This window comes from Streptomyces marianii (genome assembly GCF_005795905.1).
Taxonomy (GTDB): Bacteria; Actinomycetota; Actinomycetes; order Streptomycetales; family Streptomycetaceae; genus Streptomyces; species Streptomyces marianii.
Genome location: NZ_VAWE01000001.1, coordinates 6426685 through 6439222 on the forward strand (window position 1 = coordinate 6426685; position 12538 = coordinate 6439222).

Genomic DNA, 12538 nt, shown 5'->3' on the forward strand with positions numbered 1-12538 from the left:
GGACCGGCGGACGGCGGGTAAGGTTAGGTTAGCCTCACCGATTAGTCGGGACGGGCGCCACAGTCGATCTCGATCCCGCCGGGAGGTGAACCGCGTGTACGTCTGCTCGTGCTTCGGCATCACGGAGAAGCAGGTGAAGGAACACGCGGAGGCCGGTGCCTGCACCCCCCGCCAGATCGCCTCGGTGTCCAAGGCGGGCACCGACTGCGGTTCCTGCGTGCGCCGTATCCAGGGCATCCTCGGCCGGGGCGCCTGCCCGCGCCGCGAACTGCTGGAGCAGGGCAACGGCGCTGCCGCACTGTCCGAGGGTACGACCCGGGTGGCTGCCGAGCCGTTCCCGCCCGGCCGGCTGCGCCAAGCGGCCTAGTGCCGCGTCAGGCAGGGTTTGCCCGTCAAGGAGCGGCGTCCGGTGCATGGGGTCCCCCCCGGGCCCTCCGGGCCGAGGGGAAGATCGCAAGGCGCCGGATCGACCTCGCAGTGGGCCTGATCGGTTGATTCGGCAACGCCGCGAGTCGCCGTGCCGGGCGCCGCGCCGGGGCGAACGCCGCCTGGTGCGGCACTAGCCCCCGGGCCCGCAGCGACGGCCCGGCCTCGTCCCGTAACGGTCCGGACGGGCGGTTCCTAGGACTCCGGCTGCTCGATCACCTGGGCGATGTAGAGCGGCTCTCCGAGCTTCTCGACCAGTTCCAGTTGGGTGTCGAGGTAGTCGATGTGATGCTCCTCGTCCGCCAGGATCGACTCGAAGATGTTCGCGGACGTGATGTCGCCCTTCCCCCGCATGACCTCGATGCCGCGCCGCAGCCGGTCGATCGCCTCGACCTCGACCTGCCGGTCCGCCTGGAACATCTCGGTGACCGTCTGTCCGATCCGTACGTGGAACAGCCGCTGGTAGTTCGGCAGCCCCTCCAGGAACAGGATGCGGTCGGTGAGTACCTCGGCGTGCTTCATCTCGTCGAACGACTCGGCCCGGGTGTACTTGGCGAGCTTGGTCCAGCCGAAGTTCTCCTGCATCTTGGCGTGCAGGAAGTACTGGTTGATCGCGGTCAGCTCGGCAGTCAACTGCTCGTTGAGGAACTCGAGGACCTCGGGGTCGCCCTGCATCGCAGAGGCTCCTTCCGCACATGTGACTCGGGCAGGATGCGCGCATCCTCGCACCGTGATCGAAGGTCGTCCAGTAAGTGCCTCCTTAGTCGGAGTTGCCCGAATCGGCCCAGACCTGGTCATGACCACCCCTCCTGGTCTGTCACCATTGAGGGCATGGGTCAGCCGGAGAGCCGGGAACACCGGGCGTCAGAACAGTCCGAGCTACCTCCGGGACAGCGGCTGCAGCGCGGCTGGCCGGTCACCCACTACGGGCCCGTCCCCAAGTTCAAGCCGGACCGCTGGGAGTTCCGGGTCTTCGGCGCCACCGCCGACGGCGACAAGCGCTGCTGGAACCACGAGGAGTTCTCCGCGCTGCCGTTCTCGACGGTCGTCGCCGACCTCCACTGCGTGACGAAATTCAGCATGCTCGGAGCCGAATGGGGCGGAGTGCCCGCATCGACGATCGTCGAGCTGGCCCCGCCGGCTCCGGCGGTCACCCATGTCATGGTCTGGGCCGAGTACGGCTTCAGCGCCAATCTGCGTCTCTCCGACTTCCTCTCCGAGCGCACGATCTTCGCCACCCACAAGGACGGCGAGCTGCTCACCGCCGAGCACGGCTTCCCCCTGCGGCTGATCGTCCCGCATCTGTACGCCTGGAAGGGCCCCAAGTGGGTCCGCGGTGTGGAGTACATGACGGCCGACCGGAGGGGCTTCTGGGAGGAGCGGGGTTACCACAACATCGGCGACCCATGGCGCGAGCAGCGCTACTCCTACCAGGAGGAGCCGGGCGACGGGCCCGAGTTCTAGTGCCGCATCAGGCGACGTTCGCCCCGTCGCGGCGCCCGTCGCGGCGACTCGCGGCGTTGCCGGATCAACCGAGTAGGCCCACTACGAGGTCGATCCGGCGCCTTGCGATCTTCCCCTCGGCCCGGAGGGCCTGGGGAGACCCCACCCCCTCGGCCCGGAGGGCCTGGGGAGACCCCACCCCCTCGGCCCGGGAGGGCCTGGGGAGACCCCACCCCCTCGGCCCCGAGGGCCGGGGGAGGCCCCGTGCACCGGACGCCGCTCCTTGACAGGCAAACCCTGCCTGACGCGGCACTAGTCTGATCTCCAACCTGTCGACCAGCGGCGCACCTCGGCCGCGGGGTCCCGGGCTCAGGCGTCGCGGAGCTTCTTCAGCAGGGCCACGTCCGCCGCGTACGTCTCCTTGCCGTGCCGGCCGCCCGGTGTCTCGATGATCAGCGGCACGCCTTCCGCGGCGGGGTGGCGCATCAGCTCGCCGAACGCCTCCTCGCCGATGTGGCCGGCACCGATGTTCTCGTGGCGGTCCTTGCGCGCTCCGACGACGTCCTTGGAGTCGTTGGCGTGGATCAGCCTCAGCCTGCCGGGGCCCACCGTCTCGACCAGCAGATCCAGCAGCCGCCCGGCTCCGCCGGGAGCGGCCAGGTCGTGACCTGCGGCGAACGCGTGGCAGGTGTCCAGGCACACGCCCAGTCCGGGGTGGGCCTCCAGGGCCTCGAAGTACGGACCGAGGTCGGCGACCAGCGAGCAGAGCGAGAAGCCCTGCCCGGCCGTCGGCTCCAGCAGCAGGAGCGGGTCGTCGTCGTGCGTCAGCTCGTCCAGCAGCGGCAGCACCAGCTCCCGCACCTGCGCGAGGGCAGCCTCCCGGGTCCTGCCCCCGGTCGCCGAGCCGGTGTGCACCACCACACCCGCCGCGCCGATGTCCCGGCCGCGGCGCAGCGAGTGGCGCAGCGACTCCACGGACCGCTCGGCGGTGACCGCGCTGTGGGAGCCGAAGTTGATCAGATACGGGGCGTGCACGAACGCCGGCGTGCCGGCGGTGGCGTTCCCGGTGCGGAACAGTTCGTCCTGCGCGGCGTTCCCCACCGGGGTGGCCCAGCCGCGGGGATTGGCGACGAAGACCTGGACGGCCTCGGCCTCGATCTCACGGGCGTACGCCAGACCTGTCCTGGCCAGGCCGCCGGCCACGGGCACATGCGCGCCTACGGGGTTGTGCACGGTCGTTAGAGCCCCTTGGTCTTGATCGTGATCGTGCTGCCCTCGGCGGCCTGCCCGCCGCCCTCTACGGACTGGCGCTCGACGGTGTCGCCGAGGAACGGGAAGGTCCGCTCGACCTTGACCTCGAAGCCCGCCTCCTCGAGCGCGCGCCGGGCGTCGTCCAGCGAGTCCCCGGTGACGTCCGGGACCTCGACCATCCGCGGTCCCTTGGAGACCGTGAGGGTGACGGTGTCGCCGCCGGCGGCCCGTCCGCCCTCGGCGGGCGACTGCCGGGCGACGGTCCCCGCCTCCTGGGGGGAGTGGACCTGCTCCGGCGCCACCTTCACCTTCAGCCCGGCGTCCTCGAGGGTGCTCGTGGCGTCCTCGACGGAGTCGCCGGTGACGTCCGGGACGTCGACCGGGGCGCCCTTGCTGACGACGAGCGCGACCGCGGAGTCCGGACGGCGCTCGGTGCCGGCGGCCGGGTCGGAAGCGATCACCGTGCCCTGGGCGGCCTCTTCGCTGAACTCCCTGGTGACCACGCCCGGGGCGAGACCGGCCTTGCGAAGGGTGCTTCTGGCGTCGGTGAGCTTCAGTCCCTCGAGCTCCGGAACCTTGACGATCTCGGGGCCGCGCGAGACGACGAGCGTGACCGAGCCGTTGTGGCGGATGCGCTGCCCGGGGTCGGGGCTCACGTCCATGACGGTGCCCCGGTCGTAGGCGTCGCTGAAGTCCCTCCTGACGGCTTCGACGTCCAGACCCGCGGCGGACAGCCGCTGCTTCGCCGCGGCCTCGGTCTGGCCGAGGACGGTGGGTACGCGGGTGAACTGGCCGGAATTGATGTACCAGACGCCCGCCCCGGCCCCGAGGACCAGCAGTACGGCGACGACGGCGGCGAGCACCCCCCGGCGTCCCGCCGGCAGCCGTCGGCCCCCCGGACGGGACGGCGGGGAACCGGCGGGCGGCATGTCCAGCCGGCTCGTCCGGTCGACGGCCTCGCCGGTGGGCAGCGGCCGCGCGATCACGCTCGTCCGGTCCTCTGAGCCGGCGGACTCCTCGCCCGGCGTCCTGGCCTGCGGCGGTACGGCGTCGAGCTGGTCGTCGCCGAGTCCGGCACGGGCCTCGCGGGTCCGGCCGAGCAGGGCCACGGCGTCGTCGGGACGCGACTCGGGATCCCGGGCGGTGGCGAGGGCCACCAGGCCGTCCAGCTCCGGGGCGAGCCCGGGCACGGCGGCCGACGGCGGTGGCACGTCCTCGTTGAGGTGCCGGTAGAGCACCTGGGCCGGGGTGTCGCCGGAGTGCGGCTTGCCGCCGGTGAGCATCTCGTAGAGCACGACACCGCAGGCGTACACGTCGGCGCGGGTGTCCGCCGTGCCGGACTCGATCTGCTCCGGCGCGAGGTAGGAGACGGTCCCGAGCAGCGATCCCGTGGTGCTGGTCACGGAGCCCACAGCCCGGACCAGGCCGAAGTCGGCGACCTTGACCCGCCCGTCGTCCCCGATCAGGACGTTCTCGGGCTTCATGTCCCGGTGGACGAACCCGGCCCGGTGCGCGGCGCCCAGCGCGGCCAGCACGGGCTCCAGGATGTCGAGGGCCGCCCGCGGGCGGAGCGCGCCCCGCTCCCGCAGCACGTCGCGGAGCGTGCACCCGGCGACGTACTCCATGGCCAGATAGACGTACGCGCCCTCGGCACCCTGGTCGTACACGCCGACGACGTTGGGGTGGGACAGCCGGGCCACGGACTTCGCCTCGCGGATGAACCGCTCGACGAACGAGGCGTCCGCCGCGAGCGCCGGGTGCATCACCTTGAGGGCGAGCACCCGGTCGAGCCGGGTGTCCACGGCCCGGTAGACCGTGGCCATCCCGCCGACGGCGATACGTGCGTCGACGCGGTAGCGGCCGTCGAGCACCTGCCCGACCAGGGGGTCCTGAAGGGTCGTATCCACGCAGGTGAGTCTACGAGCCCGGACACCCGGCCCCGGCCCCCCGGCCGGGGCTGCAGCGCACCTGTGACGTGCGTCATCGAAGAACGGGCGCCGTCCGAGGGGCCGGCCGCCGTCACCCGAAGGCGGGGCGCTCCGGGTCCAGTGCCGCCCGTCCCTCGACGGGGGACGAGGCCTCGGCGAAGTGGCGGCGCGGGATACGGCCCGCACGGTGGGCCAGCCGGCCCGCCTCGACCGCGTGCCGCATCGCCTCGGCCATCACGACCGGTTCCTGCGCCCGGGTGACCGCGGAGGCCAGCATCACCGCGGAGCACCCCAGCTCCATCGCCAGCGCCGCGTCCGACGCCGTGCCGGCGCCCGCGTCCAGGACCACCGGGACCCGTGCCCGCTCGGTGATCAGCTGGAAGTTGTGCGGGTTGCGGATGCCGAGCCCGGAGCCGATGGGGGAACCGAGCGGCATGATCGCGGCGCAGCCCACGTCCTCCAGCCTCCGCGCAAGCACGGGGTCGTCGTTGGTGTAGGGCAGCACGACGAAGCCGTCGTCCACCAGCACCTCCGCCGCGTCGAGCAGCTCGACCGGATCGGGCAGCAGAGTCCGCTCGTCCGCCACCACCTCCAGCTTGATCCAGGACGTCCCGAGCGCCTCCCGGGCGAGCCGTGCGGTCAGCACGGCCTCGCCCGCCGTGAAGCAGCCCGCGGTGTTCGGCAGCACCTGGATGCCCAGGCGGTCCAGCACGGACAGCACCGAGCCCTGCACGGTCGGGTCGAGGCGGCGCATCGCGACCGTGGTCAGCTCCGTGCCGCTGGCGACCAGCGCGCGCTCCAGCACGTCGAGGCTGGGCGCCCCGCCCGTCCCCATGATCAGCCGGGACGAGAACTCCGTCCCGCCCAGTACGAAGCGGTCGTCGGCCATGTCGGTCAGCCTCCCTGCACCGCGGTGAGCACCTCGATGCGATCGCCCTCGCCGAGCAGCGTCCCCGGCCACTCGCCACGGGGGACGACGCTCTCGTTGACGGCTGCGGCAACCCCGGAGGGCGCGACGGTGAGCGTGGCCACGAGCGCGTCGAGCGTGGTGCCGGCCACGACGGCGCACCGCTGCCCGTTGACGGACAGGGTGTGCGTGGACCCGGTCATGCGGACACCTCCTGCTGGACGGGGGAGAAACGGCGTGGGGTGAAGGCCCGGGCCTCGTCGGGCAGTTCACCGGTGAGCAGGGCGTGCGCCATGACGTCGCCGGTCACGGGGGTGAGCAGGACGCCGTTGCGGTAGTGGCCGGTGGCGAGCAGCAGACCGGGCAGCTCCGCGGGACCCAGCACCGGGGCGTTGTCCGGTGAGCCGGGGCGCAGTCCCGCCCGGGTCTCGGTCAGCGGAAGCTCGGTGATGCCGGGTACCAACTCGTGCGCGTCGCGCAGCAGCTGGTACACGCCTCCCGCCGTGACCGTGGTGTCCCAGCCGAGTTCCTCGCTGGTCGCGCCCACGACCAGCTCGCCGTTCTCGCGCGGTACGAGATAGACGTGGCTGCCGCGCACCACGGCCCGGACCGTGCGCGACAGGAACGGGGCGTACGCGGGCGGCACGGCCAGCCGCAGCACCTGCCCCTTGACCGGGCGCACCGGGGGGAGCACCTCCGCGGGCACGCCCGGGAGCCGGCCGCTGAGACTGCCCGCGGCCAGCACGACCCGGTCGGCCGCGATCTCGTCGCCGCCGGCCAGCACGGCTCCGGCCGCCCGGTCCCGTACCACCGACAGCCGCTCCGCCCACCTCCGGTGGAACACCACGCCGGCCCGTTCGCAGGCCACCACGAGCGCTCTGGCCAGCCGCCGGGGATCGATCTGGTGGTCGCCGTCGACCCTCAGCCCACCGCGCACTCCCGGCGCCAGCATGGGCTCCAGCCGCCGGCACTCCCGCCCGGAGAGCCACTCCGACTCCAGCCCGAAGCGACGCTGCAGCGCGTGCAGTTCGCGCAGATGTGCCCGGTCGTCCGCGTCGAGGGCCACGGCGAGCGTCCCGCAGGAGCGGTACCCGGTGTCCTCTCCGCTCGCCTCCTCGAGCTCCGCCACGAACCGCGGATAGCGGTCCGCGGAGGAGAGGTTCAGCCCGAGCAGCGTCTCCTCGCCGTAGTGGAGCTCCGTGACGGCCGCCAGCATGCCCGCCGCGACCTGTGCCGCCCCGCCGCCCGGTTCGGGGTCGGCCAGCGCGGTCCGCAGTCCGCGCTGCGCCGCCCGCCACGCGGTGACGAGGCCGATGACGCCGCCCCCGACGACGAGGACGTCCGCGGTGTGTCCTGGTGATTGTCCTGGATGCATGCGCGTCCGGACCCTCCCTTCGCCGGCATGACCCGGATCAGGTTCGTACGGTCGGAGGCCGCCTCAGCCTCCCTCTCAGCCCGGTGCTCCGGGCTCCCGCGAGTAGCAGTACGGTGGCCAGCCTAGCCCTCGTCGCCGACCCCCGGTAAGGGAGCCGCCACCGTGGCCCGTTCGCTCGACGGACTCGTCCTCGCCCCGGTCGCCGACCAGTCGCCCGGCCAGGTCGGCACCCGGACCCGGTTCACGTACCACGAGGACGGCGGCCGGATCTGGGCCGAGTACACCGGCGGCGACGTGGTCCGCGGACATCTCGTCGGTACCCGCGAGGGGGACCGGCTGGACTTCCGCTACGTCCAGCTCGGGCAGGACGGGGCGACCTCCTCCGGGCACTGCGTGTCCACCGTCGTCGACCTCCCCGACGGGCGGGTGCGGCTGGAGGAGACCTGGGAGTGGGAGTCCCGGCAGGGGCGCGGCACGAGCGTCGTGGAGCAGCTCCCCTCCTGACGTGTTGTCAGGTGGTTAGGGTGGCCGGGTGAGTGAGAGCGAGCAGACGGCGCCGAGCCGCCGAGTCGTCATCGTCGGGGCGGGCATGGCCGGTGTGCAGACCGCCGTGGCCCTGCGCGAACAGGGCTTCACCGGCGGTATCGGCCTCATCGGCGCCGAACCGCACCAGCCCTACGACCGGCCCCCGCTGTCCAAGGCCGTGCTGCTCGGGAAGGCCGAGGACTCCGCCTTCGACGTCGACTTCGACGCGCTCGACGTCGAGCTCCGGCTGGGACTCGAGGTCACGGGCCTGCGCCCCGAGGAGCACGAGCTCGACACGCCCGCCGGGCCCGTCCCGTACGGCGTCCTCGTCATCGCCACCGGAGCGGAGCCGGTCACCCTCCCCGGCACGGAGGGGGTCCCGGGAGTCCATCTGCTGCGCACCCTCGACGACGCGGAGCGGCTCCGCCCGGTGCTGGAGCGACGCCACCGCATCGTGGTCGTCGGCGCGGGCTGGATCGGCGCCGAGTTCGCCACCGCCGCCCGCGAGGCGGGCTGCGAGGCCACCGTCGTCGAGGCCGCCGACCGGCCGCTGCCGGGAGCCCTGCCGGCCGAGGTCGCCGCCCCGATGGCCACCTGGTACGCCGAGGCCGGCGCCGAACTGCTCACCGGTGCGCGGGTCGCGGCCGTCGAGCCGGGCGCCGTGGTCCTCGAAGGGGGCCGGCGGCTGCCCGCGGACGCCGTCGTCGTCGGCGTCGGCGCCCGGCCGGCGACCCACTGGCTCGCCGGTTCCGGCATCGGCCTGGGCCCCGACGGCTCGGTCACCGCCGACGAGCGGCTGCGCACCTCGCTGCCCGACGTGTACGCGGTCGGGGACTGCGCCTCCTTCCCGTCCGGCCGCTACGGGCGGCGCATGCTCGTCCACCACTGGGACAACGCGCTCCAGGGCCCCCGTACGGTCGCGGCCAACATCGTCGGCGCGGACACGGGCGAGGGCAGCGAGCCGGGGGAGATCTACGACCCGGTGCCGTACTTCTGGTCGGAGCAGTTCGGCCGGTTCGTGCAGTACGCCGGGCATCACGGCGCGGCCGACGCGCTCGTGCGCCGGGGGGACCCGGAGGGTGCCTCCTGGTCGGTGCTGTGGCTGAGGGACGGGGTTCTGGTCGCCCTGCTGGCGGTCGGCAGGCCCCGGGACCTGGCCCAGGGGCGCAGGCTCATCGAGGTCGGCGCCCACGTCGACGCGGGGCGCGCCGCCGACCCGGCCGTCCCCCTGAAGGCCGCCGTGCTGTGACCGCGGACCGCCGTTCCGGGCGGGCGTGCCCAGGGCCGAGCAGGGGACCACTCCAAGGGCTCCCGAAGCACTCCCGAGGCGGCGGTCAGGTGGCCCGTGTCCCTCTGAAGGCCGCAGCCGGACCGGGCCCGGCTACCGACTGTCGGTCCGGGATGGCACGCTTGGTCCCGTGACCGAGATTGACGCAAAGATCGATGCTCTCGTCCCCGCCTGGCTCCACCTGCCCGACGTCGCGGAAAAGCTCGACGTCGAGGTGACGCGCGTACGGCAGCTGGTCAAGGAGGGTCAGCTGATCGCCGTGCGCCGCGGTGAGAACCGGACGCTCCAGGTCCCTGCCGCCTTCATCAAGGGCGGCAGGGTGGTCAAGGGCCTCTCCGGCACCTTGACGCTCCTGAAGGACGACGGCTTCACCGACGAAGAGATGCTGGAGTGGCTCTTCACTCCCGACCCCACCCTGCCGGGGACCCCCGCGGAGGCGCTCAGCGAGAATCGCGGCACGGAGGTGAAGCGCCGGGCCCAGGCGCTCGCCGTCTGACGACGTCCTGAGCGCGTCGCCGCGTTCCGCCACACGATCTGGATGCGTTGCGCGCACCGGCCCGGACCGCCGGCACCCGGTGCGCGCAACGCCGACCCACCCGGGGGGTACCACCCATGTCCACGTCCCGAGCGGCGCTGTCCGACGCCCGGCTCTACCTCTGCACGGACTCCCGCAGGCGCCAGGGCGACCTGCCGCAGTTCCTGGACGCCGTCCTCTCCTCCGGGGTGGACATCGTGCAACTCCGTGACAAGGGCATGGAGGCCGGCGAGGAGCTGGAGCACCTCGCCGTGTTCGCCGACGCCTGCCGCCGCCACGGGAAGCTGCTCGCGGTCAACGACCGGGCCGATGTCGCCCACGCCGCCGGCTCGGACGTGCTGCACCTCGGCCAGGGTGACCTGCCCGTGTCCGCGGCACGGGCGATCCTCGGCACCGAGGTGCTGATCGGGCGCTCCACACACGCCCGGGAGGAGGTCGACGCGGCGGTCGCCGAGCCCGGTGTCGACTACTTCTGCACCGGCCCCTGCTGGCCCACACCCACCAAGCCCGGCCGGCCGGCCCCCGGCCTCGACCTGGTGCGGTACACGGCCTCGCTAGGCCAGGACCGCCCCTGGTTCGCGATCGGCGGGATCGACGCCGGCAACCTCGACGAGGTGCTGGAGGCGGGTGCCCGCCGGGTCGTCGTCGTCCGGGCGGTCACGGAGGCCGCCGACCCCGCCGAGGCCGCCGCCCGTCTCGCCGAGCGGATACGGGCCCACGCGCAGTAGGCCGTTTCATGAGCGATCCGTGTCCGATGGGTGGAATCCGGTTGGGCGACCGCTGCCCCGTGGATAACCTGCGACTATGGCCCTCGGCACAGCTTCCACCCGGACGGATCGCGCACGCACCGTGCGCGAGCTGCTCGCCACCGACAAGACCTCGTACTCCTTCGAGTTCTGGGCGCCCAAGACGGAGAAGGGCGAGCGGAACCTCTGGAACGCGCTGCGGCGTGTCGAGGCGGTACAGCCCAGCTTCGTCTCGGTGACCTACGGTGCCGGGGGATCCACCCGCGCGGGCACGGTCAAGGCCACCCAGCAGATCGCCGCCGACACCACGCTCACCCCGGTCGCGCACCTCACCGCGGTCAACCACTCCGTCGCGGAGCTGCGCAACATGATCGGCCAGTACGCGGACGCCGGGATCAGGAACATCCTGGCCGTCCGCGGCGACCCGCCCGGCGACCCGATGGGCGAGTGGGTCGAGCATCCGGACGGTGTGCGGTACGCGGCGGAGCTCGTCCGGCTGATCAAGGAGTCGGGCGACTTCTGCGTCGGCGTCGCGGCCTTCCCCGAGATGCACCCCCGCTCCAGCGAGTGGCAGACGGACATCGGGCACTTCGTGGACAAGTGCCGCGCCGGTGCGGACTATGCGATCACTCAGATGTTCTTCCGCGTCGAGGACTATCTGCGGCTGCGCGACAGCGTCGCGGAGGCGGGCTGCGAGACCCCGATCATCCCCGAGATCATGCCCGTCACCAGCGTGCGGCAGATCGAACGGTTCGCCCAGCTCAGCAACGCGTTGTTCCCCGCCGAACTCGAACAGAGGATCCGCGCCGTCGCGGACGACCCCGCCGCTGTACGCTCCATCGGTATCGAGTTCGCGACGGAGTTCTGCGCACGGCTGCTCTCGGAGGGCGTCCCCGGGCTGCACTTCATCACACTCAACAACTCCACGGCGACGCTCGAAATCTACGAGAATCTCGGACTGCACCAGCAGTCGTGAACGGCCGCACCCGTCGCAACCCCGGGCGGGAGGCCGCAGGAGAGGGGCGGGCATGGGCTGGACGGTGCTCTACATCGCGTTCGGCATTGTCGCGCTGTGGCTGCTCGGCGAGGTGCTGCTGCAGTACAAGGCGCGGCTGCGCTGGCGGCTGGTCGCCTTCGTCGGCTTCCTGGGCGTGGTCGTCGGTGCGCTGATGCCGAACGTCATCGTGATCGGCGTGGGCGCGGCGGCCTTCGCGGTCGGCCAGACGTACGTCACGCTCTCCTTCCGGCGCGGCTTCTCCACCGGCTGGGCGCTGGGCGGCAGCCCGGGCTCCAGCCGCCGCCGGAGGTCCTCCGCCCCCGTCGACCGTGACCCCGTGCTGGAGGTGACGGGCATCGACTACGAGGACTCCTACGACGACTCCTACGACGACTCCGGTCGTCCCCGTCCGTCCGGCCCCGACCCGGACGGGTCCCCGTCCGCCGAGACCACGGCCGTCTACGAGCCGCAGCCGCTCCCGGAGGACACCGGGCAGTACGCCGTCTACTCCGACGCGGCCCACACGGCGAACCACACCCAGGCCGGCGGCGACGCCCACTACGACGGCTACTCCACCGGCTACGCCGACGCCTACTCCCAGGGCCACGACTACCAGCAGCCGGCGGGGGCCCATGACGCGTACGCGGGGTCGTACGACTACGGCACCGGCGGGGGGCAGCAGCCGTACGCCGCCTGGCCCGACCCGTACGCAGGCGCGGCGCAGGGCTCCGGCTCGTACGAGAGCTACGGCGGCCAGCAGCAGTACGCCGACCCGTACGCGTCGCAGGGCTACAACGAGACGCCGCCGGGCGGTGTGTGGGTGCCGCCCCAGCGCGACGGGGACCAGGCGCCGCCGCCGGCGGAGCAGCCCTCGCAGTACGGCTACGACCAGGGCTACCAGAGCGACCCCAACGGCCAGACCTACCGCTACCGGGACTAATCGCAGTGCTCCCCCGCGTCCCGGCGGCCCATCGGCGCGTGGAGCCGGGCGCCTGGAATCCGGGACGCGGCCCCGGGCTCTTGGATCCCGGGACGCGGTACCCGGCTCGTGCGTCCCGGGCGCCGGAGGGGTACCGTCCGCGCCCCGTCCTCCGAGCGCTCCGTCGCGGTTGGACCG

General features: G+C 72.8%; 14 protein-coding genes and 1 riboswitch. Of the genes, 8 read left to right on the forward strand and 6 right to left on the reverse strand.

The genetic code is table 11. From position 1 onward, the window contains the following. Window positions 1-85: 85 nt before the first annotated feature. The gene (locus tag FEF34_RS29155) at window positions 86-367 is read left to right on the forward strand and encodes a (2Fe-2S)-binding protein (protein ID WP_234042606.1); all 282 of its coding nucleotides are present in this window, start codon (window positions 86-88) and stop codon (window positions 365-367) included. 254 nt (window positions 368-621) lie between these two features. On the opposite strand, the gene bfr is transcribed toward FEF34_RS29155, so the two are convergent. Continuing rightward, window positions 622-1101, reverse strand: a complete 480-nt coding sequence (gene bfr / locus FEF34_RS29160) for a bacterioferritin (RefSeq protein ID WP_138055812.1) — start codon at window positions 1099-1101, stop codon at window positions 622-624. 156 nt (window positions 1102-1257) lie between these two features. Here bfr and FEF34_RS29165 point away from each other — a divergent pair, with 156 nt between their 5' ends. Further along, window positions 1258-1890: a sulfite oxidase-like oxidoreductase gene (locus FEF34_RS29165; protein ID WP_138055813.1), complete on the forward strand. Its 633-nt coding sequence runs from the start codon at window positions 1258-1260 to the stop codon at window positions 1888-1890. Window positions 1891-2238: 348 nt separating this feature from the next. Here FEF34_RS29165 and FEF34_RS29170 read toward each other — a convergent pair whose 3' ends face one another. The 5 genes from FEF34_RS29170 to thiO form a co-directional block, all read right to left on the reverse strand. Then, on the reverse strand, window positions 2239-3102 hold the full coding sequence (locus FEF34_RS29170; protein ID WP_138055814.1) for a deoxyribonuclease IV: 864 nt from the start codon (window positions 3100-3102) through the stop codon (window positions 2239-2241). A gap of 5 nt (window positions 3103-3107) precedes the next feature. Further along, window positions 3108-5027 carry a Stk1 family PASTA domain-containing Ser/Thr kinase gene (pknB, locus tag FEF34_RS29175; protein ID WP_171053138.1) on the reverse strand — a complete coding sequence of 640 codons (1920 nt, stop codon included), beginning with the start codon at window positions 5025-5027 and terminating at the stop codon, window positions 3108-3110. Between the two features lie 112 nt (window positions 5028-5139). Further along, window positions 5140-5937 carry a thiazole synthase gene (locus tag FEF34_RS29180; protein ID WP_138055815.1) on the reverse strand — a complete coding sequence of 266 codons (798 nt, stop codon included), beginning with the start codon at window positions 5935-5937 and terminating at the stop codon, window positions 5140-5142. Between the two features lie 5 nt (window positions 5938-5942). Next, window positions 5943-6158, reverse strand: a complete 216-nt coding sequence (thiS, locus tag FEF34_RS29185) for a sulfur carrier protein ThiS (protein ID WP_138055816.1) — start codon at window positions 6156-6158, stop codon at window positions 5943-5945. Next, window positions 6155-7330 carry a glycine oxidase ThiO gene (thiO, locus tag FEF34_RS29190; protein WP_138055817.1) on the reverse strand — a complete coding sequence of 392 codons (1176 nt, stop codon included), beginning with the start codon at window positions 7328-7330 and terminating at the stop codon, window positions 6155-6157. The genes thiS and thiO overlap by 4 nt, the downstream gene beginning before the upstream one ends. Continuing rightward, a riboswitch (TPP riboswitch) is annotated at window positions 7328-7440 on the reverse strand. It overlaps the preceding gene by 3 nt. Window positions 7441-7492: 52 nt before the next feature. On the opposite strand from thiO, the gene FEF34_RS29195 reads away from it, so the two are divergent. The 6 genes from FEF34_RS29195 (at window position 7493) to FEF34_RS29220 (ending at window position 12361) form a co-directional block, all read left to right on the forward strand. Beyond that, complete coding sequence (locus FEF34_RS29195) at window positions 7493-7834, forward strand: hypothetical protein (protein WP_138055818.1); 342 nt, start codon at window positions 7493-7495, stop codon at window positions 7832-7834. Window positions 7835-7919: 85 nt separating this feature from the next. Beyond that, window positions 7920-9104: an NAD(P)/FAD-dependent oxidoreductase gene (locus FEF34_RS29200; protein WP_234043255.1), complete on the forward strand. Its 1185-nt coding sequence runs from the start codon at window positions 7920-7922 to the stop codon at window positions 9102-9104. A 169-nt stretch (window positions 9105-9273) separates the two neighbouring features. Then, the gene (locus FEF34_RS29205; protein ID WP_138055820.1) at window positions 9274-9639 is read left to right on the forward strand and encodes an Rv2175c family DNA-binding protein; all 366 of its coding nucleotides are present in this window, start codon (window positions 9274-9276) and stop codon (window positions 9637-9639) included. 116 nt (window positions 9640-9755) lie between these two features. Continuing rightward, window positions 9756-10406, forward strand: a complete 651-nt coding sequence (gene thiE, locus FEF34_RS29210) for a thiamine phosphate synthase (RefSeq protein WP_138055821.1) — start codon at window positions 9756-9758, stop codon at window positions 10404-10406. A 76-nt stretch (window positions 10407-10482) separates the two neighbouring features. Next, entirely contained in the window at window positions 10483-11400 is a 918-nt protein-coding gene (gene metF / locus FEF34_RS29215; protein WP_138055822.1) for a methylenetetrahydrofolate reductase [NAD(P)H], read from the forward strand. A 52-nt stretch (window positions 11401-11452) separates the two neighbouring features. Then, window positions 11453-12361: a hypothetical protein gene (locus FEF34_RS29220; RefSeq protein WP_138055823.1), complete on the forward strand. Its 909-nt coding sequence runs from the start codon at window positions 11453-11455 to the stop codon at window positions 12359-12361. The last annotated feature ends 177 nt before the right edge of the window (window positions 12362-12538 follow it).

Excerpts from the sequence above, each read along its gene's own strand:
- bfr (WP_138055812.1), bottom strand. The coding sequence starts at position 1,101 with ATGCAGGGCGACCCCGAGGTCCTCGAGTTCCTCAACGAGCAGTTGACT.
- FEF34_RS29165 (WP_138055813.1), top strand. The coding sequence starts at position 1,258 with ATGGGTCAGCCGGAGAGCCGGGAACACCGGGCGTCAGAACAGTCCGAG.
- FEF34_RS29180 (WP_138055815.1), bottom strand. The coding sequence starts at position 5,937 with ATGGCCGACGACCGCTTCGTACTGGGCGGGACGGAGTTCTCGTCCCGG.
- thiS (WP_138055816.1), bottom strand. The coding sequence starts at position 6,158 with ATGACCGGGTCCACGCACACCCTGTCCGTCAACGGGCAGCGGTGCGCC.
- thiO (WP_138055817.1), bottom strand. The coding sequence starts at position 7,330 with ATGCATCCAGGACAATCACCAGGACACACCGCGGACGTCCTCGTCGTC.
- FEF34_RS29200 (WP_234043255.1), top strand. The coding sequence starts at position 7,920 with ATGGCCGGTGTGCAGACCGCCGTGGCCCTGCGCGAACAGGGCTTCACC.
- thiE (WP_138055821.1), top strand. The coding sequence starts at position 9,756 with ATGTCCACGTCCCGAGCGGCGCTGTCCGACGCCCGGCTCTACCTCTGC.
- metF (WP_138055822.1), top strand. The coding sequence starts at position 10,483 with ATGGCCCTCGGCACAGCTTCCACCCGGACGGATCGCGCACGCACCGTG.
- FEF34_RS29220 (WP_138055823.1), top strand. The coding sequence starts at position 11,453 with ATGGGCTGGACGGTGCTCTACATCGCGTTCGGCATTGTCGCGCTGTGG.